The organism is Shewanella jiangmenensis (assembly GCF_018596335.1).
Lineage (GTDB): Bacteria > Pseudomonadota > Gammaproteobacteria > Enterobacterales > Shewanellaceae > Shewanella > Shewanella jiangmenensis.
This window is the reverse complement of sequence record NZ_JAHEPS010000005.1, coordinates 102,811-128,704: the sequence shown is the minus strand read 5'-3', so window position 1 is coordinate 128,704 and position 25,894 is coordinate 102,811. Positions and strand designations below refer to the sequence as shown.

Sequence of the window (25,894 nt, the reverse complement as noted above, 5' to 3'; positions counted from 1 at the left end):
CCTGAGTCCGGTTATTGGCGCTAAGCTTGGCATGGCGCCATTTGCCCATCAAGAGCCTGACGTGCGATAAATGCGCAGACAGACATAATTTTGACGTTGGGATGAAAGAAGTCCGACCTGGTGCCTGTCTATAGTCACTATACCCCTCAGTTTTTGGAGTGCCTGCCATGAAAAGGTCTGATTTTGTTACCCGGCGTGTGACCAAGCCAAGCTGGGCCATCAGTGAAGCGGAAGTGACGCCGGAGGCGGTGTTCAGGGAGCGGCGCGCCATCGTCAAAGCGCTGGGTCTTGGCGCGCTGGGAGCAGGGCTTACGGGCGCAGGATTTTCGGGCACAGCGCAGGCCGGGCTTTTTGATGCCTTCAGCGAGAAAAAGCCGCCGGCGTTTATACCACAGGCGCTGCAATTTGGCCGCCCTGAGCGGTTTCAGGACCTGTCCGAGCCGCTCACCGGCGAAGATAAAGTCACAACCCACAATAACTTTTATGAGTTCGGCACAGATAAAACCTCACCGGCAGAAAATGCCCAGGGCCTTATCACCAATCCCTGGATGCTTAAGGTTGACGGCCTGGTGGATACGCCGCTGACGCTGGATCACGATGATTTGCTTAAAATGTTTGCCCTCGAAGAGCGAATTTACCGCCTGCGCTGCGTCGAAGCCTGGTCTATGGTCATTCCCTGGGTTGGTTTTCCCCTTGCGGCATTGCTCGCCAAGGCCGGGGTGAAATCCAGCGCCACGCACGTTGCCTTCGAGACCCTGTACGACCCCAATCAAATGCCCGGGCAAAAGAATCGCTTTATTGGTGGCGGGGTGGATTATCCCTATGTTGAGGGGCTCACGGTAGCCGAAGCCATGAATGAGCTGTCGCTGTTAAGTGTCGGGCTTTACGGTAAAACCCTGCCGCCACAAAACGGCGCGCCAATTCGGCTGGTGGTGCCCTGGAAGTACGGCTTCAAAAGCATTAAGTCAGTGGTGCGGATAAGTTTGGTGAATAAAGAGCCGCCAACCAGCTGGAATAAGCTTGCACCTGATGAATACGGTTTTTACGCCAATGTTAATCCAGCGGTTGATCACCCGCGCTGGTCGCAGGCGTCTGAGCGGCGTATTGGCCCGGGCGGGCTATTCAGCGCGAGTCGCATTCCCACTAGGCTCTTTAACGGTTATGAGGCCGAAGTGGCGCATTTATACAAAGGTCTGGATTTAAAGAGGTTTTATTAATGTCTGCTGCCCCAGAAAAGGTGGCGGCAAGCCCATCAATCACGCCAGCATCAAGGTCAACACCAAGGCGCCAGCCGCGTCGGCTTTCACGCCGCGCACTGCTGTGGTTTAAGGGCGCCTTGCATCTTGTGTTTTCGCTGCCGCTGCTGTGGCTGATTTACGGCGTTAATCAGGGGCTGCTTGGCGGCGATCCGGTGCAATACCTTATCCATTTTACCGGTAAAGGGGCGCTCAATATCCTGCTTGTCACTTTGTTGGTGTCACCGCTTGCCAAGGCCCTGCAAGCGGGATTTTTACTCGAGTGTCGCCGCCTGATTGGGCTTTGGAGTTTTGCTTACGCAGGCTTGCATCTGGCAATTTTTATCAGTCTGGATCTGCTGTTTGCCTTTAATTTACTCTTCTCGGAAGTGATAAAACGGCCCTATCTGGTGGTGGGTATGCTCGCCTTTATCGTACTTTTACTGCTTGCCGTTACATCTTTTAACCGGCTTCGCCGGCGCATGGGCAAAGGCTGGCAGCTGCTTCATAATCTCATTTATTTGGCAGCGCCTGTGATTGTGCTGCACTATGCATGGTCTGTGAAGTCCGGATTGATTGAACCTATGCTCTATGGCGCAGCGGTGGCGGTGCTGCTTTGGATTCGGCGTGCCAAGCTGGTCGCTATCGTGACTTCGGCTCGTAGAGCTGTATAGGTTGTAAGAGGTGAGCTGACCATGGGTTTTACGGGCTGCTAACGAAAGTGCTGGGCTTAAAACTCGGGGGCAGTGACCTGGCGTAAGGTACTAAGTCTATTTCTTAAGCCTTCGGCAAAAGGCTGCTGCTTTGGGTTTCGCCGCGCTTGCAGGCGTACATATTCTTATCCGCAATCTCCATCAATTCTTCTATTTTGGTGCCATCTTTGGGGTAAAAGCTGACGCCAATGCTGACATCAATCAGCAAATGAATGTTTTGAAATAGAATATCCTGATGTAGCTGAGTCAGCAGTTTGCTTATGACGATATTTAGCTGCAGCGCATCTTCTATCGGCTCGAGCCACACCAAAAATTCATCGCCGCCTATGCGGGCGACCATGTCTGACTTGCGAATGGTGTGGGAGATCCGCTGGGCGATAGTAATGAGCACATGGTCGCCGATGGCGTGACCATAGTTGTCATTGATGGGTTTGAATTTATCTATGTCAATAAACAGCATGGCGCCGGTGCCACCGGTGCGCTCAAGCCGCAGCAGGGTTTGCTCAAGCAGGCTGTTAAAGGCATAGCGGCTGTAAACCCCTGTCAGGGCATCATGCTCGGCTTCGTATTTCAGCTCTTCGGTTTGCTGTTTGAGTAGCTGAGTTTTTGAATCCACCACCCGCTGCAGCTCGTCGCGGCTGATGGTGAGAACCTGCAGCTCCTGCTTCATTAAATTGAACTGGTGGTTTAACTCTTCAAACTCGGGAATAGGCGACTTTTCGAGGATGCGCGAATCAAGGTCGCCACTTGCGGCGCGAATAATCCCGGTTTTAAGCGATGCCATCCCCGCTTTGAAAAGTTGCAGGGTATGCAGGTGGAACATGATGGCTGACACCATGGTCAGCAGCACCAGCGCACTGACCGAGATGATAAGCGACTGAATTGATCCGTAGCGGGTTTGCGCCATCCGGTGGCGCAGCTCGGTCGCTTCTTCCTGCATCGACAGCTGCAGGCTGTTGAGGCGGGCGTTGAGGAGTTCTAACCGCTCGCTGCTGGCCGTTTTGAGCTCGTCCGGGTAGAGATTGAGTAACAGGCGCAGGCTTTCATTGGAGCGCGAAAGATGATCGAGGTAGCCCGCATTCACCCCAACGGCATTTAGCTCCCTAAGCTGCATATTGAGCTCGTTTGACAGTTGCAGCGCGTTTTCCCGCGCATCGAGCAACTTAAGTTGCTGCACTTGCCAAAGCTCGCCGGCCATTTGTGACAGGGTGATTTGAATGCGCTGATAGGCATCGCTCTGCTCGTATCCGCGCACCACTAATTCGTACAGATAACCGATAAGCACCCCAAGAACACCGAGCACCATGACTGACAAACTGACCGATAACTTAAGGCGTCCTGCCAGGGTCATGGCTTTTCCTCCGCATTGATTTCGCGGTCAGCTCTATTAAGCGCAGTTTCATCAATAAAACTCTCAAAATCAGGAGGCTCTGGCTGATTGACGTAGCCTGAGCCTATGGCCCATTTGGCCTGGGTCAACAAATCGAGCTGCAGGGTTTTATCGAGGGTTAAATGAAAATGATAGTCCGGCCAGAAGGCATCGATTTCATCCCGGGGCACATGCAGCGCATCGGCAACGATGGCTTTGGCCCGCTCCGGCTCCCTGATGGCAAAATCCACCGCATCATCGAGGGCCTTTAACAGCTTAATGTGCAAATCACGCTTGATTGGCAGCTCGTCACGTCTGGCAAGCAAATTGAATGACAGGCGGTACAGGCCTCTTGTTGGCAGAACGATGGCGTCTTCGCCAAGCTGGCGCCTTATCTGGTGTGCAAAGGGCTCCCACACTGAAATCAGGTCAACCCGTCCAGACTTGAGCGCATCACCGATGGTTTCGGGCTGCAGGTAATCAATCTTATAGGCATTGCGCTCTATGCCATGCAGCACCATGGCGGTTTCGAGAAAATACTCACTGGCACTTTTCTGCACCACACCGGCCCGGCGCTGGCGAATATCGTCAAAGTTTTTAATGCCATTACCGCGGCGGGTAATGAGCTTGACGTCATTATCCGAGGTAACAAAGGTGGCGATAATCGAGAAATCATCCCGGGTAAAGGCGTTGTACATCACCACGGATTCGGAACTGGTCGCAAGGTCCACTTCCTCATTAACCAGCGCCTCAAAGCAGCGAACGCCGCCAAGCAGGGTCTTAATTTCAACCTCGAGACCATGCTGTTTGAAATAGCCAAGCTGGCTTGCCAGAATAAAAGGACTGGACAGGGGAGTAGCCGAAATGGCAATACTGAGCCTGGGGTGTTGGATGGGTGATTTGGGCAGCAACAGGGTGCCTGCAAACCACAGGGCAGCAGACAAAAGCAGCAGCGACAGGAATGACAGAGCTGGTTTGTTCATCACTCACCGATGTTTTTTCAACCCTACTAAAGTGTAGTTTGTTTAATTGATAGACGCATTAATATGGATATCAAAGAATTACATAACAACCGGGAGGGGGAACCATGCTCGGAAATGTACTGAGGAATTATCAGATTTCGCGGCGGATGTGGGTGATGATTTTACTTTGTATCATCGCCACTGTGGCCATGTTTTTGTTTGCGCTCAAAAGCCTTGATGATGTGCTGCTGAAAGAAAAGGAAGCAAGATTAAGGGCGCTGATGGACGTGTCGGTGAACATGGTTGCCGATTACCATGCCAGAGCGCTTCGCAATGAGCTCAGTGACGACGACGCCCGGCAACAGGCGCTCAGGGCGCTCGATAACCTGCGTTATTCCGGCAATGAATATTACTTCACCATCGATAGACAAGGGATGATGATCCAGCATCCTTTTGCCAAAAAGCTGGTGGGCACCAATGTCAGTAACATGAGCGACCCAAATGGCGTCAGGCTCTTTGCCGAAATGCTGCGCCTGACCCAGAGCGCTGACACGGCGCTGGTCAATTACCAGTGGAACCGCCCGGACGCAGTCACCCCAAGCCCGAAAATGAGTGTCGTAAAGCGCTTCGAGCCCTGGGGCTGGGTGATTGGCTCTGGCATCTATATCGATGATATCGCTGCACAGAAGCGAGACTTTGCCTGGCAATACCTGCTGGTATTTGTGCTTGTGTGGGGACCTGTGCTTGCGCTTTTGTTGGTGATTGGCCGCAGTATCAGTGAGCCGCTTAAACAAACCATGGATGCATTTCGCAATATTGCCCAGGGTGAGGGCGATTTGACCTTAAGACTCAGCGAACAGGGGCGTGATGAACTGTCGCAGGTTGCGGTGTTCTTTAACCTCTTTATCGCAAAAATTCAGACCCTGGTGCGCTCGGTCAGTGACTCGGCCGCCCATAGCCGCAGCCTTGCCAGCGGCTTGTCTGGTATTGCCCATGAGGCGGGCGTCATCACCCGCAACATGCAATCCGAAACAGAAAGCGTGGCGACTGCCATCAATCAGATGGCGGTCACCGCCGCCGATGTAGCCTCCAACGCCAAGGTCGCCGCCGATGGCGCTGTGCTTGCACAGAAGCAAACCGACAGCACCCAGCAGGTGGTCGGCACCGCCATGACGCACATTAAAAAATTGTCCGGTGAGCTTGAGGTGACGGCCGAGGTTGCCCGTGAGCTGCAGGTAAGCTCCGGTCAGATTGGCCAAATTCTCGATGTGATTGTAGGTATAGCCGAGCAAACCAATTTACTTGCGCTTAATGCTGCCATTGAAGCGGCGCGTGCCGGCGAGGCCGGGCGCGGCTTTGCCGTGGTCGCCGATGAAGTGCGGACACTCGCGAGCCGCACGCAAGATTCGACCCGCCAAATCAATAGTATAATTGAGGCCATCCGCTCGTCTGTTGAGCGGGTCAATGCCTCGATTGGCCGGGCAAAAAATCAGTCGGAAGAGACGGTCAATGAGGCGGCCGAGGTGGTGGATGCGCTGGCACAGATTAAATCCGCCATCAGCCAAATCAATGAAATGAATAACCATATTGCGCACGCCACCGACGATCAACATGCGGTAATTGGCGAGCTGAATATGAATATCAATCGGATAAACGACATTTCCCGCGACAATCAGCACAAAACCGATGCGGTTGCCAAAAGCAGCGACAGTATTGAAGCGGATGCAAAACAGATGAATGCGTTAATTTCGGTATTCAGAATTTAACGCACTACGACACCCGGCAGCCATTTGGCTGCCCGGGGTGTCAGCGCTTTTTACTGTCAAGCTGGGCCATGATTTCCAACACTTCGTTGTAGGAAATGTTTAATTCACGGGACAGATTAATAATCTTGGATTTATAGGTCTGAATGCTTTCTTGCTGGGCGTGCGCAGCTTTTTTCTCTGCAACCCATTCATTTACGGTTTCCTGCAGCAATTCCATGCGCCGAATGCTGTAATCAAGCCCGTCGAGGTATTTACGCATTTGTTGTTTATTTCGGGCTTGCTCGAGATCGGACGACAGCTTTTTATCGTAGCCATACTCATCAAGCGCAGCCATTGCCCGTTGTAATTCAATATCGCTGGTCATCAAGGTTTCACTTTCACTGTGGAAATAGCGCGGGTAAGAGTACCGCGGTGGAGTCGCATTATAAAGAATTGCGCTCTGGAGTGAAAGCCGCAGTCTTTAGCTTGAGCAAGAATATTCAGCGGGTTAAAGTGGTCTAAACCAAATGAAATACTGAGACTTTAATTAATTTATTACTCAAAAAGAGGGATCTTCGATGCTCGACTTGTTACCCGATCTGTTTGATGAATTCGCTGATGAGCTGACGTTATTGGCCGCGCCCTGGCGTCAGTATGGAGCAAAGCGGGTATTTTGTGGTGAGGTTGTCACGGTTAAGTGTTTTGAAGATAACTCGCGGGTAAAGGAGTTGTTGGCAGAGCCAGGTCACGGGCGGGTGCTGCTGGTGGATGGCGGCGGCTCGCTGGAAAAAGCCCTGCTCGGCGACTTGATTGCGACCAGTGCGGTCAAAAACGCTTGGTCCGGTGTGATTATTTATGGCGCCGTGCGTGATGTTGCTACGCTTAATACGTTGGCGCTGGGGGTGCAGGCCCTTGGCCATGTACCCATTAAAACTGAAAGGCGCGGTGTTGGTGATAAAGAGCTGCCTTTGACCCTTGCCGGCGTTGACGTTTTCCCCGGTAACTGGCTGTATGCCGACGATAACGGGGTAGCCATTTCCCGCACTCGGCTGCCACTAAAGGACTGACATTTAAGGACTGATGTTTAAAGGCAGATGTTTATGGACTGTTGTTTAAGGAGAGCAATATGAAGCTTATCAAATGGCTGGTGATTGCCATTTTACTGTTGGTGGCGGTGCCGGCACTGTATCTGACCTTGTTTTTCAGCGCCGATGACTTAAAACCGCTGCTGGTGGAAAAGGTAAAAACGCAAACCGGACGTGAGCTTGTGATAAGTGAGCCGCTCGCGTGGCAGTTTTTTCCGTCTGTCGGCATCAAGCTTGGCGGCGTCAGTCTGTCAAACCCTGACGGCTTCACTGAAAAGACCATGGCATCGGTTAAGGTGGCGGTCGCCGAAGTGAAGCTGATGCCGCTGCTAAGCCGTGATATTCAAATTGATGAGCTGCGCCTTGAAGGCGCGAGCCTGAATCTTGTGACCACTAAACAGGGTAAATCAAGTTTTGATGGCTTGACCGGCAACGGTAAGGAAGCAGGTCAGGAATCCGGCGGTGCGCCTGCGCTCAGCGGCTTTTCCATCGGCGGCATTATTATCCGCGATACCGCCATAAACCTTATCGATGAAGGCAAGGGCAGCAAGCAAAGCCTGGTGCTTGAATCACTGACTCTGGATGCCTTTACCCCGGGCAAAGCCAGTGAACTTGAGTTTGCTTTTCGGGCGCAGTCCGCTGACATGAGCCTTTCAGGGAAAGGGGATACTCAGCTGCTGGTAAGCTCAGCGCTCGATGCCGTATCTCTTGATGGGCTTTCGCTTGATGTAACCGCCAAGGGTGAAGCTTTGCCAAAGGGCGAGCTTGCGCTTGCGTTGGCAGGCTCTGCCAAGGTGGCGCTTGAGTCTAAAACCGCCCAATTGGTGCTTGAAAAACTAAACCTTGCTGAGCTTGGTGCCAAAGGTGAGTTGTCGGTCGATTACGGCAGAAAAGTGCCCTTTATTGACGCCAAGCTCGCGCTGGGTGCCACTGATGTGGCTGCGCTGCTCGGTGAAAGTGAACCGGCCGATGCCAACGCTAAAGCCAAAGCCAACGCCAACGCAGGCAGCGAAGGCGCGGCTTCTGCTAAGGAGCCCGATCTTAGTGCACTCAAAGCCGTGGATGCCAAGCTTGACCTCAGTATCGAGTCGGTCAAAGTGGCGGGCCTGACCACCACCGACTGGCAAGTTGCCGCTGACCTTAATGGCGGTGTGCTTAAAGTAAGTAAACTTGCCGCAAGCCTTTATGGCGGCAAGCTCGATGCCAGTGCAAGCCTTGATGGCCGTCAGCGCCCGGTTCATTACAGTTTCAATAAACAGCTTTTGGGCGTGCAGATCCGGCCGCTTTTGATGGCACTTGCCGAAGTTGACATGCTCGAGGGGCTTGCCACCTTCAGTGTGCAGGGTAAGGGCGTGGGGCTGCTGCCTGAGCGGCTTAAAAAGGAGCTCAGCGGCAACGGCAGATTTGAAATCACCGACGGCGCGCTGCATGGCGTAAACGTGGCGCAGATGATCCGCTCGGCCCAGGCCAAGCTTAAAGGCGATATGAGCAGCGCAGCGCCCCAGGAGCAAAAGACCGATTTCTCGGCGCTCACCGGCACCCTGGTCATTGGTGGCGGCAAAGTGCATAACCCCGACTTGTTGATGCTCTCGCCGCTGCTGCGTATTTCCGGTCGCGGCGATGCGTATTTGCTGGATGAAACCCTGGATTATCGCCTTGCCACCAAGGTGGTGGGCTCCCTCGAAGGTCAGGGCGGCAGCTCGGCGCTCTCAGGCGTCGAAATTCCGCTGATCATTAACGGCGGTTTCACCGAGCCCAAGTTTGCGCTCGACACCGAAGCCTTGATGAAGGGCCAGCTTAAGCAGGAAACCGACAAGCTTAAAGATAAACTCAAAGATTCACTGTTTAATAAGCTTGGAGGTAACTGATGGCACTTAAGGCTTCTCATATTGTTTATGTTGCCATGGCCGCAGGCCTTGAGCTTTGTGCCATGCCAGCGTTGGCTGCACCAGCCGGGGCAAGCGCCCCGGTGACTGGGGTGAATACTATCGGTGAGCTTACTATCGGTGAGCTTACTATCGGTGAGAGCGGTATGGGCGAGAGTAGTCAGGTGACAGAAGGGCGCCTTGAGGCGCATCTTAGCGTGAATCAGGTTAATAGCGATGGCAGTTTGCAGGTACTGCTGCAAGTTATCAACGTGTCAGATGGCCCCCAGGTGATGCATTTTACCTCGGGCATGGGGGCTGATCTGCATTTGCTGGATGCAGCGGGCAAGAGCGTGTGGGCCTGGTCGCAGGAGATGATGTTTACTCAGGCGCTTCGAAATCAGATGCTGGAAGCGAAAAGTACCGAGGACTACCATTTTGTGGTACCAGAGCAAGCTGTGCTTAACTGTAAGACGCCTTGCAGCTTGATGGCGCGCTTTATGGGCACATCCAGCAGTGCTGCGCCACTGTTGCCTGAGCTGCGACTGGCGCTTAAATAACGCCAAATAACAAAGCCGCCCTAGGGCGGCTTTGTGTTTACGCTGGTTTTCTTAGCGCTGGTTGTCTTAGCGCGGGTTTGATAAGCGCTTAGAAACTGGCGCTGCGCGGCGCACGTGGGAATGGAATTACATCACGGATGTTACCCACACCGGTCACGTAAGACACCAGACGCTCGAAACCAAGACCAAAACCGGCGTGCGGCACAGTGCCGTAACGGCGAAGGTCACGGTACCACCAGTAGTCTTCTTTCGACAGGTTCATTTCTTCCAGACGCGCATCGAGCACATCCAGACGCTCTTCACGCTGTGAGCCACCGATGATTTCACCAATGCCCGGAGCCAGTACGTCCATCGCGGCAACTGTCTTGCCGTCTTCGTTAAGACGCATGTAGAAGGCCTTGATATCTTTTGGATAGTTCTTCACAACCACAGGCGCCTTGAAGTGTTCTTCGGCCAGATAACGCTCGTGCTCAGACTGCAGATCCACGCCCCACTCAACCGGATACTCGAAGGTTTTACCGCAGGTCTTGAGGATTTCCACCGCGTCGGTGTAATCAACCTGAGCAAAATCGCTGCTGACGAAATTTTCCAGGCGCTCAATCACGCTGCTTTCAACGCGCTCGGCGAAAAACTTCATGTCGTCCATGCGCTCATCCAGTACGGCTTTGAAACAGTACTTGAGCATGGCTTCGGCCAAACCGGCGATATCGTTCAGGTTGGCGAAGGCCACTTCGGGCTCAACCATCCAGAATTCCGCCAGGTGACGGCTGGTGTTGGAGTTTTCGGCGCGGAAGGTCGGGCCAAAGGTGTAGATTTTTGACAGAGCACAGGCGTAGGTTTCGCCGTTGAGCTGGCCTGATACGGTCAGGAAGGCTTCTTTACCGAAGAAATCCTGGTCGTAATCTACCTTGCCGGCGTCGGTACGCGGCAGGTTTTCCATATCCAGGGTAGAGACCCGGAACATCTCACCGGCGCCTTCACAGTCAGACGCGGTGATAATCGGGGTGGAAACCCAGATAAAACCGTTTTCGTGATAGAAGCGGTGAATCGCCTGAGACAGGCAGTTACGCACGCGGGCAACGGCACCGATGATGTTAGTGCGTGGGCGCAGGTGAGCCACGTCGCGCAGGTGTTCGATAGAGTGACGCTTGGCCGCCATCGGGTAGGTGTCCGGATCTTCAACCCAACCGGTGACTTCAACGGCGGTTACCTGCATCTCGAACGCCTGACCAGAGCCTGGAGACTCCACCAGATTACCTGTCATCACCACAGAGCAACCTGCGGTGAGCTTCAGTACTTCGTCGTTGTAATTTGACAGAGCATTGGGCACAACGCCCTGAATGGCATCGAAACAGGAGCCGTCATAAACGGCGAGGAAGGAGATCCCGGCTTTGGAATCCCGACGGGTACGAACCCAGCCACGCACCGTGATTTCGGTGCCCGGGGCGAATTCACCCTTAAATACTGATGCGATAGATGCAATGCTCATTGCTGCTCTAATCTCCAACGACATGTAACAAAAAATGGAAAAGGAGGATTATATTACCTTTCCGGTGGCTTTTCTCAAGCTGAAAAAGGTATGCTGTGGAATATATTCACATTCCTGTTACGCCAGCCAACAAATTTGGAGGTGTGCCGTGAGCAAGCTGCGAATATTTCAGTTGTTATTGGCAGGATTATCTATTCTGGGCTGGACGCTCGCAGTGTGGGCGCTGGTCATTTTTGATAAAGCCAGGCCCGATGTGGCCGTAGGCTACTTTCTCTCCAAAGGGGCTGCGGTTAGGCTTTTTTGGGACCCGGCGCTGACTCTGCGCCTTGAACAGGTGATTTGGTGGGTGTGCGGCATAAGTCTGGTAAGCCTGCTGTTTAACATCTATGTGGCCAATCACAGCCGCATGGGATACTGGTTTAATATTCCGCTTCTTCTGCTCTCATCCCTGACTGCCGGGCTTTACATCAGTTTCTTTATCTGACCGCCATCGCCTTTATCATTGGCTCGAATTTTTGGGGCTGCTATTCACCGCGCCGCCGTCTCGCAGATGGCGGCAGAGCAAGTCTATCATCGCCGCAGTTGCGCCCCAGATAAGCCGCCCTTGCCAGGGAATAAACACCACCTCGTATTCTGCTCCCTGACGGTGAAAACGGCGCACATGCCTGTGCCTGTCTTCCATTAAAAACCGCAGCGGCACCCGAAAACAGTCGGCCACTTCGCCGGGGTCGAGTTTAAGCGCAAAAGGCGATTTGACCTCAGCGATGACCGGGGTGATTTCAAATCCGGTGAAGGTTTTATGGTTGGGAAACTTGCCCCAAAGCTTAAGATTACTGCGCTCAAGGCCGATTTCTTCCTCAGCTTCACGCATCGCCGTGTGGATTGGGGAGAGGTCATCCGGCTCAATTTTTCCGCCCGGGAAACTGATTTGCCCCGGATGGGCTTTAAGATGCGCCGGGCGGGTGGTGAGCAGCAGATGCACTTCGTCCTGCCAGGTTTCGAGCGCGATTAACACCGCAGCGCGGCGCAAAGACGTTTGCAGCGGCGCTGAAACCAGCTGATGGCGAAGGGGCTGCAGCGAAAAGCGTAGCCTCAATTGGTCCAGCGTTAGCTCATTAATAGTCAGTTCATCCTGCGGTAAGAAGTGGCTCATGCTTCTTCGCCCTGATTTCGCAGTGCAGGTGCCAGTGCCGGTGCCTGTGTAAGTGGCAGAGACGGAGACAGAGACTGCTCCAGCACCGGCAGAATGCGGCTGACTTTATCGAAGGTTTCCTGATATTCCGCATCGGCATTTGAGTCGGCCACCACGCCGCCCCCCGCCCAGCAGTGAATAACGCCGTCTTTGGCAACGAGGGTTCGAATGGCAATGCTGGTATCCATTTCGCCGTGCTGGCTTAGGTAGCCAATCGAGCCGCAGTAAATGCTGCGCCGTGAAGGTTCAAGCTCTTCGATGATTTCCATGGCGCGAATTTTGGGTGCGCCTGTGATGGAGCCGCCGGGAAACGCCGCTTTGAGTAAATCAAAGCCATCGAGACCGTCGGCAAGTGTGCCTGTCACAGTACTCACTAAATGATGCACCGCTGGAAAGCTTTCAATATCAAACAGTTTGGGTACGCTCACGCTACCCGGGCTTGCGACCCTTCCTATGTCGTTGCGAAGCAAATCAACAATCATCAGGTTTTCGGCCTGATCTTTAGGCGAGCGCTTAAGCGCTTCAGCGTTGGCGGCATCGGTGAGCGGATCCGCTGAGCGCGGCAGTGTGCCCTTGATGGGTTTGGTTTCAATGTGGCGGCCGGACAGCTTTAAAAACCGCTCCGGCGAAATCGATACAATCGCGCCTTCATCAAGCCGCATAAAGGCAGAGAAGGGCGCTTTGTTGCTTGCGCGAAGCGTGCGGTAGGCGTGCCACGGTTCGCCACTGAATGGCGCCGAGAACCGCTGGGTCAGGTTTATCTGATAGCAGTCGCCGCTCAGCAAATACTGCTGCACCCGCGCAAATTTATCGTTGTAGGCGGCGCGGTCAATCTGCGGCGTGAACGGAGCTTTGAGGCTGAATTCGCTATTTTGCAAAGCTTTGGTTGCCTCATCTGCGCCGCACTGATTACCAGCGCAGCTCTGGGCATTTGTGCCGTTTTCATCACTCACTCCGTTAGCGCTGAATTCATCGATAAGCTTTTGCAGCATGGTGAGGGTGTCATTGAGCGCAGCCTCGCCTAAGTAATGTACCAGCGTCCATTGGCCGCTTTGATACTCTTTGATAAGCGCCCAATCATAAAAACCAAGGGATGCCAACGGCAGGCCAATGTCGTCGCTGGCAATGGCGGGCAGGGTTTCGATGTTGCGGCCAAGGTCGTAATTAAAGGCGCCTGCAGCGCCGCCGCTAAAGGGCAGTGCGCTCTGTTTTATGTGAGGATAAAGACTTTGCTGCAGCGTTTTTGCCAGTGCGAAAGGGCAGTGGTGTTCGGTTATTGAAACTTGTGCAGGCTCGCTGCCGCATATGGTCACCAGCGAATGGTCTTCATAGACTTTGAGCGTAGCGATGGGGCTTGCAAAAATCAGGTCGCGGGCGGCATCGACGTGGGGCGCCGCCGCCGAGTCAAGCAGCAGCGACCAGGGTTTGCCGGCAAAGGCGGCGAAGAGGGTTTCTGTCGTCAGCGACCAGTCAAGCTGCCGGGTGGCAAGCGGCGCGGCACAATCGCGCTTGGGCAGGGGTGGAAACATCGATTAACCTTATTCAACTTGTGATGTAGCCCAAAATTTTGCAACAGAGTATCATATTGGCCGAAAAAGGATTAACCAAAACAAACGCAACGTTACAGCGCCTTGGCGCTGATGACGTTTTTCACAAATTGAGCTGAAAGAGTCGGAGCAGAAAGTGTCAGAGAATCACTCGCCGGTCGTGATCAAGCAGGCCGATTTTATTGAAAGTGTTGCAGATGCCCTGCAATACATCTCCTACTACCACCCTAAAGATTTTATCGATGCCATGGCTGAGGCTTACGAGCGTGAGCAAAGCCAGGCCGCCAAAGACGCCATCGCCCAAATTCTGATCAATAGCCGCATGTCGGCCGAAGGCAAGCGCCCTCTGTGTCAGGACACAGGCATCGTGACCTGCTTTGTTAAAGTGGGCATGGGTGTGCAGTGGGACAAAACTGACATGACAGTGCAGCAGATGGTGGATGAGGGCGTACGCCGCGCCTACAACAATCCGGATAACCCGCTGCGTGCCTCGATTGTTGCCGATCCTGCCGGCAGCCGCAAAAACACCAAAGACAACACCCCTTCAGTGGTTCACATCGACATGGTGCCCGGTAACCATGTGGAAGTGGCCATTGCCGCCAAGGGCGGCGGCAGCGAAAACAAGTCCAAGATGGCGATGCTGAACCCATCCGACGATATCGCTGCCTGGGTTGAAAAGACACTGCCAACTATGGGCGCTGGCTGGTGCCCACCTGGCATGCTGGGCATTGGTATTGGCGGCACCGCTGAAAAAGCGGCGGTGATGGCCAAAGAAGCGCTGATGGAAAGCATCGATATCCATGAGCTGATGGCCAAGGGCGCCGAAACCGGCGAAGAAAAGCTGCGTCTTGATATTTTCAACCGTGCCAACAATTTAGGTATTGGCGCCCAGGGCCTGGGTGGTCTCACCACTGTGCTGGATGTGAAAATCAAAACCGCGCCGACCCACGCTGCGTCAAAGCCGGTGGTGATGATCCCCAACTGCGCCGCGACCCGCCACGTACATTTCCACCTCGATGGCACGGGTCCTGCTGATCTTGCGCCGCCAAGTCTTGCCGACTGGCCAAACATCACCTGGGAAGTGGGCGAGAGCGTGCGCCGCGTAAACCTGGATACCGTGACTCAGGCCGACATCGAAACCTGGAAGAGCGGCGACACTCTGCTGCTGTCCGGCAAGATGCTGACCGGCCGTGATGCGGCCCACAAGCGCATTCAGACCCTGATTGAATCCGGCGAAGGTCTGCCAGAAGGCGTGGACTTTACCGGCAAGTTTATTTACTACGTCGGTCCGGTTGACCCAGTGCGTGATGAAGTGGTGGGCCCAGCCGGTCCTACTACTGCCACCCGTATGGATAAATTCACCGATCTGATGCTCGATAAAACCGGCCTGATGGGCATGATTGGTAAGGCCGAGCGTGGTCCTGCCACTGTTGAATCCATCCGCAAACACAAGGCCGTGTACCTCATGGCCGTTGGCGGCGCGGCGTATCTCGTATCCAAAGCCATCAAGAAGTCCCGCGTTGTGGCCTTCGAAGATCTGGGTATGGAAGCCATTTACGAGTTTGACGTACAGGACATGCCTGTGACTGTGGCGGTGGATTCTGAGGGTGTTAACGCCCACGAAACCGGCCCGGCAATCTGGAAAGTCAACATCCAGAACGCCAAGGCATAAGGGCGGCAGCGCCTTGAGCCTGACGCACTGACAAAAAGGCCCGGACAGACTTGTCTGGGCCTTTGTCATTGATTAAGGTGTCATCTTCGCCGACTGTGTGCCGGGATGGCCTGAGGCGATGACCTGTGAATTTCCAATAAAAAGCGGCTTTTCGCCTGAACTCGAATTGAGATCGAATTTTGAGCGAATTGAAACGCCAATAACAAATAGCATTGCGGACAACCACTATGAACACATTTAACGCAGTAGCCCTTTCGCTGGCACTGGCAGGCTTTTCGGCCGGAGCCCTTGCCGAAGCCAAACCTTTTTCAGTGCAGCAGCTGCTCAAGCTGAACAAACTTCACTCCGAGACCCTGTCACCGGACGGCAACAAGCTGGTGTACGGCGTAAAAGAAGTTGCTGACGATGGCAGCAGCGAGTCCAACCTGTTTATGCTGGATTTGACCAACCCCAAGGCCGCGCCGGTTAAACTCACCAGCGCCAAGGGCACTGAGCACGATGTGGTGTTTGCCAAAGACGGCCAGTCGATTTTGTTCCTGGCCAGCCGCGACGGCTCAAGCCAAATCTACCGCCTGCCCCTTGGCGGCGGCGAAGCGGTAAAAATCTCTGATTTGCCACTCGATATCAACGGCATCAAGTTGTCTCCCGATGGCAAGAGTCTGGTGATGACCATGCGGGTGTACCCTGAGTGCGACACGCTCAAGTGCTCCAAAGACAAGTTTGAAACCGAAAGTAAGCGCAAGAGCACCGGCCGTGAGTACAGCCAGCTGATGGTGCGCCACTGGGATACCTGGCATGACCATGCCCGTAACCATTTGTTTGTGGCAAGCCTTAATGGCAACAGCCTCGGCGAGCCTGTCAACATCACCAAGGGCCTAGATACCGAAGTGCCGCCCAAGCCATTCTCCGGCATGGAAGAAGTCGCCTTTACCGCCGACAGCCAGTATGTGGTCTACAGCGCCAAGGCGCCGAGCAAAGATCAGGCCTGGACCACCAACTACGATCTGTGGAAGGTAAGCGTGAAGGGCGGCGCGGCCGAAAACCTGACCTCGAAAAACATCGCCTGGGATGCCCAGCCGGTATTCAGCGCCGATGGCAGCTATATGGCGTATCTCGCCATGAAGAAGCCGGGCTTCGAAGCTGATCGTTACGGCATCATGCTGCGTGACCTTCGCTCAGGTGAAGAAAAAGAAGTGGCGCCGCTGTGGGACAGAAGCCCATCCTCCATCCAGTTTGGCGACGACAGCCGCACTCTGTATGTCACCGCCCAGGATCTGGGTCAGGTGTCAGTATTTGAAGTTAACACCCAGTTTGGTGATGTGCGCTCTATCTACAACGATGGCACCAATAGCCTGATTGGCAGCAGCGGCGATAAACTGGTGTTTACCCGCCGAACTCTGGTTGAGCCCGGTGATATCTACACTGTGGGTAAAGATGGTGACCGTCTGACCCGCCTGACCGAGGTGAACAAGGCCAAACTCGCCGACATCAAATTCGGTGAATTCCAGCAGTTTTCCTTTAAAGGCTGGAACAACGAAACTGTGTATGGCTACTGGATCAAGCCTGCCAACTATCAGGAAGGCAAACAGTACCCCGTAGCTTATCTGGTACACGGCGGCCCGCAGGGCTCATTTGGTAACGCCTTCAGCCACCGCTGGAACGCCCAGCTGTGGGCCGGTGCCGGCTACGGTGTGGTGATGGTCGATTTCCACGGCTCCACTGGCTACGGTCAGGCCTTTACCGATTCAATCTCTACCGATTGGGGCGGTAAGCCACTGGAAGATCTGCAAAAAGGTCTGGCGGCCGTGGGTGAGCAGCAAAAATGGCTTGACGTGAACAACGCCTGTGCTCTGGGTGGTTCATACGGCGGCTACATGATGAACTGGATCCAGGGTAACTGGAACGACGGCTTCAAGTGCCTGGTTAACCACGCTGGTCTTTTTGACATGCGCTCCATGTACCATGTAACCGAAGAGCTGTGGTTCCCTGAATATGAGTTCGGTGGCAGCTATCAGAAAAACCGCGATCTGTACGAGAAGTTCAACCCGGTGAACTATGTGCAGAACTGGAAGACGCCTATGTTGGTTATCCACGGCGAAAAAGACTTCCGCGTGCCATACGATCAGGGACTTGCGGCCTTCAGCTATATGCAGCGCAATAACATTCCGTCTGAGCTGTTAATTTTCCCTGATGAAAATCACTGGATCCTGAACCCCGACAACCTGGAGCAGTGGTACGCCAAGGTGCTGGGCTGGATGGACAAGTGGACTGCGAAGTAACGCAAGCCGCGCTTGCTAACTAAGCAGTACAGCAATTCTGCCGAAAACGCCGGGCCCTGAGGTCCGGCGTTTTTATTTGGTTCCTGAGTTGATTGTTATTTCCCTGGCAAGGCTTTTTTAAACTGCTGAAAAAATGCAACAATCGCCGCAATGTCATACAAAATGGTGAACAAGGAGGCCACCCATGACCATGCGCACACTCTCTTATGCCGATGCCCGCGCGCTGATGAAACCCGGCGATGTCATCGCCTTTGGCGGCAGGGCGCCGTTCTCGCTACTGACCAAGTTGGTTACTCAGTCCCACGTGTCCCACGTTGGTGTGATTTTGCAAACGCAGCTGCTGGATGAAACCTCCGGGCAGTTTTTTAACCAGATCATCGAATCAACTGAGCTCAATGGCTTTACCGGCGTACAAATCAACCGCTTCAGCGACCGGCTGAATTATGATGGCGAAATCTGGTGGCTGCCGCTGAATGCGGGCTTACGGGCTCGGCATTTTGATCCGCGAGCCTTCTTCGATTTTTTGTTTAATCAGGCAAAACTGAAAAAAACTTTCGACATTCCACAGGCGCTGCAGTCGGCCTTTGACCTGTTTGATGAGCTAAAAGGGCCGGGTTACAACCGTGACGATGCAGCAAAATTCTTCTGCTCTGAATTGGTGGCGGCGGGGTTTGAAGCGGCCGGATTGTCCGGCACAGTTAACTGCGCTGAGGTGACACACATAGATTTATGCCGCTGGGCAATTTATGGCGCTGAATACTATCTTTTGAAGGGCGACGGCGAAAAGAGCATCAGCCGTTTTAACACCCGCGACCCCAAAGATTGGGACTGTTGAGAAGTGTGACAAAATGTAGCCTTGAACATAAAGTGATAAATCCTTATACTTTTCAAGTCAAATACTTACACTCTTGCTCACGGAAAGAGATTAGAGGGCCGCTGCATATATTCCAAAAGGATATATACATATGATTACAAAATCTCGTTTTAGTAAGGGCAACAGCAACTTAAGTTGTGCTTTTTTCTGCCATTCTGCTATCTTTCGCGCTGTGCGAGCGCTGGGATTTCCTGTCACACCGTCCGGTAAACAAGGTCCTGGCACACAACCCCAAACCACTTTTGTATCTAACTCTGTTGGAGTTACTTCCGTTATGGATCGCTTCTTGAGCTCTGCTCGTTCCCGTTCTTTGAAAAGTTTGTCTGTTGCCCCTTTGATGGCTGGTCTGACGTTATTTTCCGCCAATTCTGTATGGGCCTCGGATGTGAAGGGCAGTGATGTCCCAGCCGAGCCGCCTGCTCAGGTTGCGGCAAAACCCCTGCGTGCCGAAGATCCCAAAGCGGTGATCCGTTTTGCCAAAACAGGTAACTTCGACAGTGATACCGTGGTTCGCATCGCCCGTAATCTGGCGAAAAAGCCGTACGTGGCGCTGAATGACCCGCTGCCTGCCAGCCTCGCCAAAATCAGCTACGACGAATACCGTGATATTCGCTTCCAGCCTGAATCTGCGATTTGGAAGGCAGAGAGCCTGCCGTATCAGATGCAGCTGTTCCACCGTGGTTTTTACTTCCAGGATCTGATTGAAATCGCGATCGTGGAAGGCAATAAGTCGCGCCACCTGAGCTACGACCCGGATCTGTTCAGCGCCGGTGAAGTGCTCAAGCAAAAGCTGCCGACCGAAGATATCGGTTACAGCGGTCTGCGCATTCACTATCCATTGAACAGCACTGAATACTTTGACGAGCTGTTTGTATTCCAGGGTGCCAGCTATTTCCGTGCGCTGGGTAAAGGCAATGCCTACGGCTTGTCTGCCCGTGGTCTTGCGATTAAAACTGCCGATCCCGCCGGTGAAGAGTTCCCGATTTTCCGCGCCTTCTGGGTCGAAAAGCCAACTTCTGATACCAACCTGATTGTGGTGCATGCGCTGCTTGACAGCCCAAGCGTTGCCGGTGCCTACCGCTTCTCTATCCGTCCGGGCGAAAACACCCGTATGGACGTGGAAGCCGTGCTGTTCCCACGTGTGGAACTTTCTAAAGTAGGTCTCGCGCCAAGCACCAGTATGTATATGCACTCGCCAAACGGCCGTCACACCACTGACGATTTCCGTCCGGCGGTACACGATTCTGACGGTCTGCTGATGATCAACGGCCGCGGTGAGCGTTTGTGGCGTCCGCTGGCCAACCCACGCGATCTGCAGGTCAGTGCCTTTGTGGACAACTCTCCACAGGGTTTTGGTCTGATGCAGCGCGAGCGTGATTACGTCAACTATCAGGATCTGGAAGCCAACTACGAGCGTCGTCCAAGCCTGTGGGTTGAGCCAGTGGGTAACTGGGGTCAGGGCGCGGTAGTGCTGACCGAGATCCCGACTCAGTCTGAAATCCACGACAACATCGTTGCCTTCTGGAAGCCGCGTCAGCCACTGGCTGCCGGTGGTGAATTCCGTTTTGCCTATCACCTGTCATGGGGCGCATCACCTGCACCGGTCGAGAACAGCATTGTTGTTTCCCGTACCAGCAGCGGCCGTGCCGACATCGCCAAGCCAACGCCTAAGCGTCTGTTCGTGGTTGACTACGAAGTGAAGGGCAAGCGTCCGGCCAACATGCCGGTTGCCAAGGTAGAAACTTCTGCCGGTGTGGTGAGCAACATCGTTATCCGTGACAATCCAAAGTCTAACGGTTATCGCCTGTCGTTCGAATTTGATCCAGGTGAAGTGAACCTGGCCGAATTCCGCGCCGAGCTCAAGTTTGACGAGCCGGCTGCTGCCGAAACCTGGCTGTATCGCTGGACCCTCTGATGACAGGGCCTTTGCTTGAACGTGCGTCCCCGGTGCTTGCCGGGGACAGCGCCATGCCGCCGGAACGTCCGGCGGACATGCCTACCCAATCGCTCAAATCCCTCAGTGAGGGATTTCCCCGCGCCGAAGTCAATCGTGGCGGCGTAAAATCCAACAAACTGAAGCGCTTAAGCGTGATTGGCCCGGCGCTGCTGTTGTCCGGTTTTGCCATTCACGAAATGCGCGCTGTGTTTCTGGTTGGTGGTCTCACCCCGCTCGAGTACGCCGTACTGGCGCTGTTTGTGGTGAACTTCTGCTGGATTGCACTGGCATTTTGCGCCGGTATTGCGGGCCTTATTTCTATCGTGCGTAAGCGCGGCAAACAAATCGATCCGGAAGTGGAGGCGCTGACCACCCGCACGGCGATTTTGATGCCGACCTACAACGAGTCACCTGATCGGGTGTTCGCTGCGGTAGAAACCATGGCGCTTGAACTGTCGAAAACCAGTGATGCCGATGCGTTTGACTGGTTTATCTTAAGTGACACCACAGATCCGCAAATTGCCCTCGCTGAAGAGCATGCGTTCTGGATTTTGCGTGAAGCCACTGCTGGCAAGGCGCGTATCTATTACCGTCGCCGTCGCAAAAACATTGCCCGTAAGGCCGGTAACGTGGCGGACTTTTGTCGCCGCTGGGGCAGCAGTTACGATCACCTGCTGGTGCTTGATGCCGACAGCGTGATGGAAACCCATACCATAGTGTCGCTGGCGCGGCGCATGGAAGCCGACCCTGACTCAGGTCTTATCCAGACTATTCCTGCACTTATCAAGGGAACTACCCTGATGGCGCGGGTGCAGCAGTTTGCGGCGCGCTTCTATGGCCCTGTAATCGGTACCGGTTTGTCATGGTGGGTGCAAAAAGAAGGTAACTTCTGGGGACACAACGCCATTATCCGCACCGAAGCCTTTATGAAGGCCGCCGGTCTGCCACATCTTTCGGGTAAGCCGCCGTTTGGTGGGCATATCATGAGTCACGACTTTGTCGAAGCGGCGCTTATTCGCCGTGCCGGCTGGAGCGTGAAGATTGCCGCCGATCTGTACGGCTCCTATGAAGAGTGTCCGCCGTCGATTATCGACATGGCGGTGCGTGACCGTCGCTGGTGTCAGGGTAACCTGCAGCACACCCGGGTGCTGCCGGCCAAAGGCCTGCACTGGGTTAGCCGTATGCACCTGGTGACCGGCATTATGGCGTATTTGTCATCGCCATTCTGGCTGCTGCTTATCCTTTCGGGTTTGCTGCTCGCGTTGCAGGCACACTATATCCGTCCTGAGTACTTCACCGATCAGTTTTCGCTGTTTCCGACCTGGCCTGTGATGGACTCAGACAGGGCATTGCGCCTCTTCTATATCACCATGGGCATCTTGTTCGGGCCGAAGATTTTTGGCTTGCTGCTGCTGTTTTTTGACAGCAAAACCTGTAAGGCCCTCGGCGGCCGGCTGCGGGTCATCGGCAGTACCATAGTGGAAATCATTCTGTCGGCGCTGATTGCGCCCATCATGATGTTCATCCACTGCGGCGCGGTGATGTCAATCCTGTTTGGTCGTGACAGTGGCTGGTCGCCCCAGCGCCGTGACGATGGCAGTTTGCCGTGGAAAGACCTTATCTACCGCCATCGCTGGCACATGATTGCCGGTCTCTTGCTTGGTTATGCGGCGGTGCTTGATTCACTCACGCTGCTGGCGTGGATGTCACCTGCGCTGATTGGCCTGTGGTTTGCCGTGCCCTTGTCGGCGATGACATCTTCAAGCCCTATCGGCCAGTGGTTTAAGGACAGAAAAATCCTCGCCACACCGGAAGAGGTGAACGAGCCTGCTATTGTGACCGCTGCATCACAGCGCCGCGATGAGTATGTGGTTGAGCTTGAAGAGAGCTGGAATATGAAACTCCTGCTCGATCGCCCTGAGATGATGGCGCTGCATATGAGCATTATGGATAAGCTGCCAACCCACGCACCGGGCAGCCCCATCGAGCCACTCGAAGCCATTGCCCGTGTCAAAGTGCAGGAAGCGCTGTGCCAGACCAGTCTTTTGGCGCTGTTGTCCAAGCAGGAGCTGTCATATGTGCTTGGCAATCCGCTGCTTTTGAAACATATGCAGCATCTGCCTGAAGCTTATGCTGATGACGATCTGGTAAGCATCTGCTGATAGCGTAAAGCCTTTATTTAAAGCCTTTATGGAAAGCCCTTATGTAAGCCCGGCCTTGATGGTCGGGCTTTTTTTGCTCCTGAATTGGGTCACAAAGGGCAGCGCTGTCGTTCGCTAAGGGGATGTGGAGCAAAGCTTTCGCTAAACACCTCAGGCTAAAAAACTCAGGGCAAACAGCTCAGGGCAAATAGTGCATCAGGAATAATCAGAAATGAGAGTGTGGAATTTGTGCGTGCCGCGCAAGGCGGTGCAGGCTTCTTAAAACAAAGCCCGGCGATGCCGGGCTTGGATTACAGCGATGAAACTTAGCTGGGCTGAAACTTAGTCGCGCTGAAACTTAGTCGCGATAAAACTTAGTTGGGCAGAAGCTTAGCTGCGCTCGTCCTCATAGGCGCGGCCGTGGAAGCTTGCCAGCAGCAGCTCTTTAAGCTCCTTAATCAGAGGGTAGCGTGGGTTAGCGCCGGTGCACTGATCGTCAAAGGCATCTTCGGCAAGCTCATCGAGTTTCGCCATAAAGTCGGCTTCGTTCACGCCGGCTTCTTTAATGGACGAGGGGATCCCAAGCGTTTGTTTAAGCTCGTCAATCTTCTTAATCAGCAGCTCGACACAGACTTCATCGGTTTTGCCGTTAAGGCCAAGGTGGCGGGCAATAGCGGCGTAACGGCATAGCGCTTTTGGTCTGTCGTATTGGCTGAAGGCCGCCTGCTTGGTGGGCAAGTCGGTGGCGTTAAAGCGAATAACGTTGCTGATAAGCAGCGCGTTGGCAAGCCCATGGGGCAGGTGGAACTCGGCGCCAAGCTTGTGTGCCATGGAGTGGCAAATCCCAAGGAAGGCGTTGGCAAAGGCGATACCGGCAATCGTGGCGCCATTGTGCACTTTTTCGCGGGCAAGCGGGGCCTGTGCGCCTTTGGCGTAGCTTTCAGGCAGATACTTGAACAGTAACTCCAGTGCCTGCAACGCCTGACCATCGCTGTACTCGTTCGCCATCACGCTGACATAAGCTTCAAGCGCGTGGGTGATGGCATCGATACCGCCAAACGCGGTCAGTGATTTTGGCATGTCCATCACCAGATTGGGGTCCACAATCGCCATATTGGGCGTGAGCTCGTAGTCGGCAATCGGGTATTTTGCGCCGGTCACTTCGTCGGTTACCACGGCAAAAGGGGTCACTTCTGAGCCGGTGCCGGATGTGGTCGGAATCGCCACCATGCTGGCTTTACGGCCAAGTTTGGGGAACTTGTAAATGCGCTTGCGGATATCCATAAAGCGCAGCGCCAGATCAGCAAAGTCCACATCAGGATGCTCGTACATCACCCAGATGATTTTGGCCGCATCCATTGGCGAGCCGCCGCCGAGGGCGATAATCACGTCGGGCTGGAAGCTTTGTGCAACTCTGGCACCGGCACGCACCACGGCTAAGGTCGGGTCGGCTTCTACCTCGTAAAACACCTCGGTTTCAAGCCCCTGGGATTTCAGAATGCGGATAGTTTCGTCGCAATAACCGTTATTGAACAAAAACTTGTCGGTAACAATAAGCGCACGCTTCTTGTCTGACAGCTCCTCGAGGGCAATTGGCAAACTGCCGCGGCGAAAGTAGATGGACGATGGAAGCTTGTGCCACAGCATGTTCTCGGCCCTCTTGGCGACGGTTTTTTTGTTGATAAGGTGGCTTGGGCCGACGTTTTCAGAAATCGAGTTACCGCCCCATGAACCGCAGCCCAGGGTTAATGACGGCGCCAGTTTGAAGTTGTACAGGTCGCCTATGCCGCCTTGGGAGGCGGGTGTGTTGATGAGAATGCGCGCTGTCTTCATCCGATAGCCAAAGGCGCGAACTCGTGCATCCTGGGTATCCTGATCGGTATACAAACCTGAGGTGTGGCCGATGCCGCCAAGGGCTACCAATGCTTCGGCCTTATCGAGCGCCTCTTCAAAATTGGCGGCGCGGTACATGCCAAGCAGTGGCGAAAGCTTTTCGTGGGCAAAGGCTTCGTTATCGTCGATGGCGCTCACTTCACCAATCAGCACCTTGGTGTGGCCGGGCACCTTGATATTGGCCATGGCAGCAATGGCAACCGCGCTTTGGCCAACGATGTCGGCATTGAGGGCACCGTCTTTTAAAATCACTTTTTGCAGTGCGGCATTTTCTTTTTTATTCAAAAGATAACCGCCGTGGCTCGCGAAGCGCTCCTTAACCGCATCGTAAATCGCATCGACCACCACAACCGCCTGCTCCGAGGCGCAGACCACGCCGTTATCGAAGGTTTTGGACATTAAGATTGAGCTCACCGCCCGTTTGATGTCGGCGGTTTCGTCAATCACGATTGGGGTGTTGCCGGCGCCGACACCGATGGCAGGTTTGCCGGAGGAGTAGGCGGCTTTCACCATACCCGGGCCGCCGGTGGCAAGAATAAGGTTAATCTTCTCGTGGGTCATCAGTTGGTTTGAAAGCGCCACAGAGGGCTCGTCTATCCAGCCGATGATGTCACTTGGCGCGCCGGCGGCAATGGCCGCATCCAGCACAATCCGCGCGGCGGTAGTGGTGGATTTTTTCGCCCTTGGGTGAGGCGAAAAGATAATGCCGTTACGGGTTTTAAGGCTGATAAGCGCTTTAAAAATCGCGGTTGAGGTTGGGTTGGTGGTGGGCACTATGCCGCAGATGATCCCAACCGGCTCGGCGATGGTGATGGTGCCAAAGGTGGTGTCCTCGGCAAGGATGCCGCAGGTTTTTTCGTCCTTGTACTTGTTGTAAATGTACTCGGAGGCAAAGTGGTTTTTAATCACCTTGTCTTCGACCACCCCCATGCGGGTTTCTTCTGCTGCCATTTTGGCAAGTTTGATCCGCGCATCGGCGGCGGCGAGGGCGGCAGCGCGAAAAATGCGGTCAACCTGCTCCTGCGAGAAGCTGGCAAACTGGGCCTGAGCCTTGGCGACACGGTCAACGAGGGCGTTGAGTTCCTGGGTATTGGTGACTGTCATGATGAAGTTCCCGTCAAAAAATGTTTGGCAAAATTGAATTTAGCTAAACATTCTTTTCTATGACTGAAAAATTACACCTCCAGGGGGTGTTTATCTGTGACAGTCCGCACAAAGCCCGCTACAACTGAAATAAAACTACAGAAAGCGCTACACTTTGATGACAAAGTAGCCGGACACAGCTGTTGCGCCATACATGAGCCATATTTATCTGAAAACTGTGACCGGACACAGAA

The 25,894-nt window shown here is 54.0% G+C and carries 19 protein-coding genes; 12 read left to right on the top strand and 7 right to left on the bottom strand.

From position 1 onward, the window contains the following. Positions 1 to 167: 167 nt before the first annotated feature. Both msrP and msrQ read left to right on the top strand, forming a co-directional pair. Positions 168 to 1,217 (top strand): protein-methionine-sulfoxide reductase catalytic subunit MsrP, encoded by a 1,050-nt coding sequence (gene msrP, locus KJI95_RS13560; RefSeq protein ID WP_214507740.1) that lies wholly within the window; start codon positions 168 to 170, stop codon positions 1,215 to 1,217. Beyond that, positions 1,217 to 1,909 (top strand): protein-methionine-sulfoxide reductase heme-binding subunit MsrQ, encoded by a 693-nt coding sequence (gene msrQ / locus KJI95_RS13555; protein ID WP_214507739.1) that lies wholly within the window; start codon positions 1,217 to 1,219, stop codon positions 1,907 to 1,909. Before msrP ends, msrQ begins: the two co-directional genes overlap by 1 nt. Positions 1,910 to 2,012: 103 nt before the next feature. Here msrQ and KJI95_RS13550 read toward each other — a convergent pair whose 3' ends face one another. Beyond that, on the bottom strand, positions 2,013 to 3,299 hold the full coding sequence (locus KJI95_RS13550; protein ID WP_214507738.1) for a GGDEF domain-containing protein: 1,287 nt from the start codon (positions 3,297 to 3,299) through the stop codon (positions 2,013 to 2,015). Then, positions 3,296 to 4,300 (bottom strand): ABC transporter substrate-binding protein, encoded by a 1,005-nt coding sequence (locus KJI95_RS13545; RefSeq protein ID WP_214507737.1) that lies wholly within the window; start codon positions 4,298 to 4,300, stop codon positions 3,296 to 3,298. Before KJI95_RS13545 ends, KJI95_RS13550 begins: the two co-directional genes overlap by 4 nt. Before the next feature lie 104 nt (positions 4,301 to 4,404). On the opposite strand from KJI95_RS13545, the gene KJI95_RS13540 reads away from it, so the two are divergent. Beyond that, entirely contained in the window at positions 4,405 to 6,045 is a 1,641-nt protein-coding gene (locus KJI95_RS13540) for a methyl-accepting chemotaxis protein (RefSeq protein WP_214507736.1), read from the top strand. 40 nt (positions 6,046 to 6,085) lie between these two features. Here KJI95_RS13540 and KJI95_RS13535 read toward each other — a convergent pair whose 3' ends face one another. Then, a complete protein-coding gene (locus tag KJI95_RS13535; protein ID WP_214507735.1) occupies positions 6,086 to 6,409 on the bottom strand; it encodes a hypothetical protein in 324 nt (107 codons plus the stop codon). Between the two features lie 193 nt (positions 6,410 to 6,602). On the opposite strand from KJI95_RS13535, the gene KJI95_RS13530 reads away from it, so the two are divergent. From KJI95_RS13530 to KJI95_RS13520, 3 genes are read left to right on the top strand one after another with little or no spacing between them, the layout of a single operon-like run. Beyond that, positions 6,603 to 7,091: a putative 4-hydroxy-4-methyl-2-oxoglutarate aldolase gene (locus KJI95_RS13530; protein ID WP_214507734.1), complete on the top strand. Its 489-nt coding sequence runs from the start codon at positions 6,603 to 6,605 to the stop codon at positions 7,089 to 7,091. Positions 7,092 to 7,150: 59 nt separating this feature from the next. Then, the gene (locus KJI95_RS13525) at positions 7,151 to 8,977 is read left to right on the top strand and encodes an AsmA family protein (protein ID WP_214507733.1); all 1,827 of its coding nucleotides are present in this window, start codon (positions 7,151 to 7,153) and stop codon (positions 8,975 to 8,977) included. Beyond that, positions 8,977 to 9,534, top strand: coding sequence for a BsuPI-related putative proteinase inhibitor (locus KJI95_RS13520; protein ID WP_214507732.1), 558 nt, complete (start codon positions 8,977 to 8,979; stop codon positions 9,532 to 9,534). The genes KJI95_RS13525 and KJI95_RS13520 overlap by 1 nt, the downstream gene beginning before the upstream one ends. A gap of 88 nt (positions 9,535 to 9,622) precedes the next feature. Here KJI95_RS13520 and asnS read toward each other — a convergent pair whose 3' ends face one another. After that, positions 9,623 to 11,023 (bottom strand): asparagine--tRNA ligase, encoded by a 1,401-nt coding sequence (asnS, locus tag KJI95_RS13515; protein WP_214507731.1) that lies wholly within the window; start codon positions 11,021 to 11,023, stop codon positions 9,623 to 9,625. A 148-nt stretch (positions 11,024 to 11,171) separates the two neighbouring features. Between asnS and KJI95_RS13510 the strand changes: the two genes are divergently transcribed. Further along, positions 11,172 to 11,507: a hypothetical protein gene (locus KJI95_RS13510; RefSeq protein WP_214507730.1), complete on the top strand. Its 336-nt coding sequence runs from the start codon at positions 11,172 to 11,174 to the stop codon at positions 11,505 to 11,507. A 15-nt stretch (positions 11,508 to 11,522) separates the two neighbouring features. Here KJI95_RS13510 and KJI95_RS13505 read toward each other — a convergent pair whose 3' ends face one another. Continuing rightward, positions 11,523 to 12,128: an NUDIX hydrolase gene (locus KJI95_RS13505; RefSeq protein WP_214507917.1), complete on the bottom strand. Its 606-nt coding sequence runs from the start codon at positions 12,126 to 12,128 to the stop codon at positions 11,523 to 11,525. Positions 12,129 to 12,172: 44 nt separating this feature from the next. Then, positions 12,173 to 13,744, bottom strand: a complete 1,572-nt coding sequence (pabB, locus tag KJI95_RS13500) for an aminodeoxychorismate synthase component I (protein ID WP_214507729.1) — start codon at positions 13,742 to 13,744, stop codon at positions 12,173 to 12,175. Positions 13,745 to 13,898: 154 nt separating this feature from the next. On the opposite strand from pabB, the gene KJI95_RS13495 reads away from it, so the two are divergent. The 5 genes from KJI95_RS13495 (at position 13,899) to mdoH (ending at position 22,685) form a co-directional block, all read left to right on the top strand. After that, entirely contained in the window at positions 13,899 to 15,434 is a 1,536-nt protein-coding gene (locus KJI95_RS13495) for a fumarate hydratase (RefSeq protein WP_349356739.1), read from the top strand. A 227-nt stretch (positions 15,435 to 15,661) separates the two neighbouring features. After that, positions 15,662 to 17,713, top strand: a complete 2,052-nt coding sequence (locus KJI95_RS13490; RefSeq protein ID WP_214507728.1) for a dipeptidyl-peptidase 5 — start codon at positions 15,662 to 15,664, stop codon at positions 17,711 to 17,713. A gap of 184 nt (positions 17,714 to 17,897) precedes the next feature. Beyond that, entirely contained in the window at positions 17,898 to 18,548 is a 651-nt protein-coding gene (locus tag KJI95_RS13485) for a hypothetical protein (protein WP_214507727.1), read from the top strand. Positions 18,549 to 18,861: 313 nt separating this feature from the next. Further along, positions 18,862 to 20,502, top strand: coding sequence for a glucan biosynthesis protein G (locus KJI95_RS13480; protein ID WP_432653802.1), 1,641 nt, complete (start codon positions 18,862 to 18,864; stop codon positions 20,500 to 20,502). Further along, positions 20,502 to 22,685, top strand: coding sequence for a glucans biosynthesis glucosyltransferase MdoH (mdoH, locus tag KJI95_RS13475; protein ID WP_214507726.1), 2,184 nt, complete (start codon positions 20,502 to 20,504; stop codon positions 22,683 to 22,685). The genes KJI95_RS13480 and mdoH overlap by 1 nt, the downstream gene beginning before the upstream one ends. Positions 22,686 to 23,054: 369 nt before the next feature. Here the strand turns inward: mdoH and adhE are convergent, their stop codons facing one another. Beyond that, positions 23,055 to 25,661: a bifunctional acetaldehyde-CoA/alcohol dehydrogenase gene (gene adhE, locus KJI95_RS13470; protein WP_214507725.1), complete on the bottom strand. Its 2,607-nt coding sequence runs from the start codon at positions 25,659 to 25,661 to the stop codon at positions 23,055 to 23,057. Between the last annotated feature and the right edge of the window lie 233 nt (positions 25,662 to 25,894).

Excerpts from the sequence above, each read along its gene's own strand:
- KJI95_RS13550 (WP_214507738.1), bottom strand. The coding sequence starts at position 3,299 with ATGACCCTGGCAGGACGCCTTAAGTTATCGGTCAGTTTGTCAGTCATG.
- msrP (WP_214507740.1), top strand. The coding sequence starts at position 168 with ATGAAAAGGTCTGATTTTGTTACCCGGCGTGTGACCAAGCCAAGCTGG.
- mdoH (WP_214507726.1), top strand. The coding sequence starts at position 20,502 with ATGACAGGGCCTTTGCTTGAACGTGCGTCCCCGGTGCTTGCCGGGGAC.
- KJI95_RS13535 (WP_214507735.1), bottom strand. The coding sequence starts at position 6,409 with ATGACCAGCGATATTGAATTACAACGGGCAATGGCTGCGCTTGATGAG.
- KJI95_RS13490 (WP_214507728.1), top strand. The coding sequence starts at position 15,662 with ATGAACACATTTAACGCAGTAGCCCTTTCGCTGGCACTGGCAGGCTTT.
- KJI95_RS13545 (WP_214507737.1), bottom strand. The coding sequence starts at position 4,300 with ATGAACAAACCAGCTCTGTCATTCCTGTCGCTGCTGCTTTTGTCTGCT.
- adhE (WP_214507725.1), bottom strand. The coding sequence starts at position 25,661 with ATGACAGTCACCAATACCCAGGAACTCAACGCCCTCGTTGACCGTGTC.
- asnS (WP_214507731.1), bottom strand. The coding sequence starts at position 11,023 with ATGAGCATTGCATCTATCGCATCAGTATTTAAGGGTGAATTCGCCCCG.
- pabB (WP_214507729.1), bottom strand. The coding sequence starts at position 13,744 with ATGTTTCCACCCCTGCCCAAGCGCGATTGTGCCGCGCCGCTTGCCACC.
- KJI95_RS13480 (WP_432653802.1), top strand. The coding sequence starts at position 18,862 with ATGGATCGCTTCTTGAGCTCTGCTCGTTCCCGTTCTTTGAAAAGTTTG.
- KJI95_RS13525 (WP_214507733.1), top strand. The coding sequence starts at position 7,151 with ATGAAGCTTATCAAATGGCTGGTGATTGCCATTTTACTGTTGGTGGCG.
- KJI95_RS13530 (WP_214507734.1), top strand. The coding sequence starts at position 6,603 with ATGCTCGACTTGTTACCCGATCTGTTTGATGAATTCGCTGATGAGCTG.
- KJI95_RS13520 (WP_214507732.1), top strand. The coding sequence starts at position 8,977 with ATGGCACTTAAGGCTTCTCATATTGTTTATGTTGCCATGGCCGCAGGC.
- KJI95_RS13485 (WP_214507727.1), top strand. The coding sequence starts at position 17,898 with ATGACCATGCGCACACTCTCTTATGCCGATGCCCGCGCGCTGATGAAA.
- msrQ (WP_214507739.1), top strand. The coding sequence starts at position 1,217 with ATGTCTGCTGCCCCAGAAAAGGTGGCGGCAAGCCCATCAATCACGCCA.
- KJI95_RS13540 (WP_214507736.1), top strand. The coding sequence starts at position 4,405 with ATGCTCGGAAATGTACTGAGGAATTATCAGATTTCGCGGCGGATGTGG.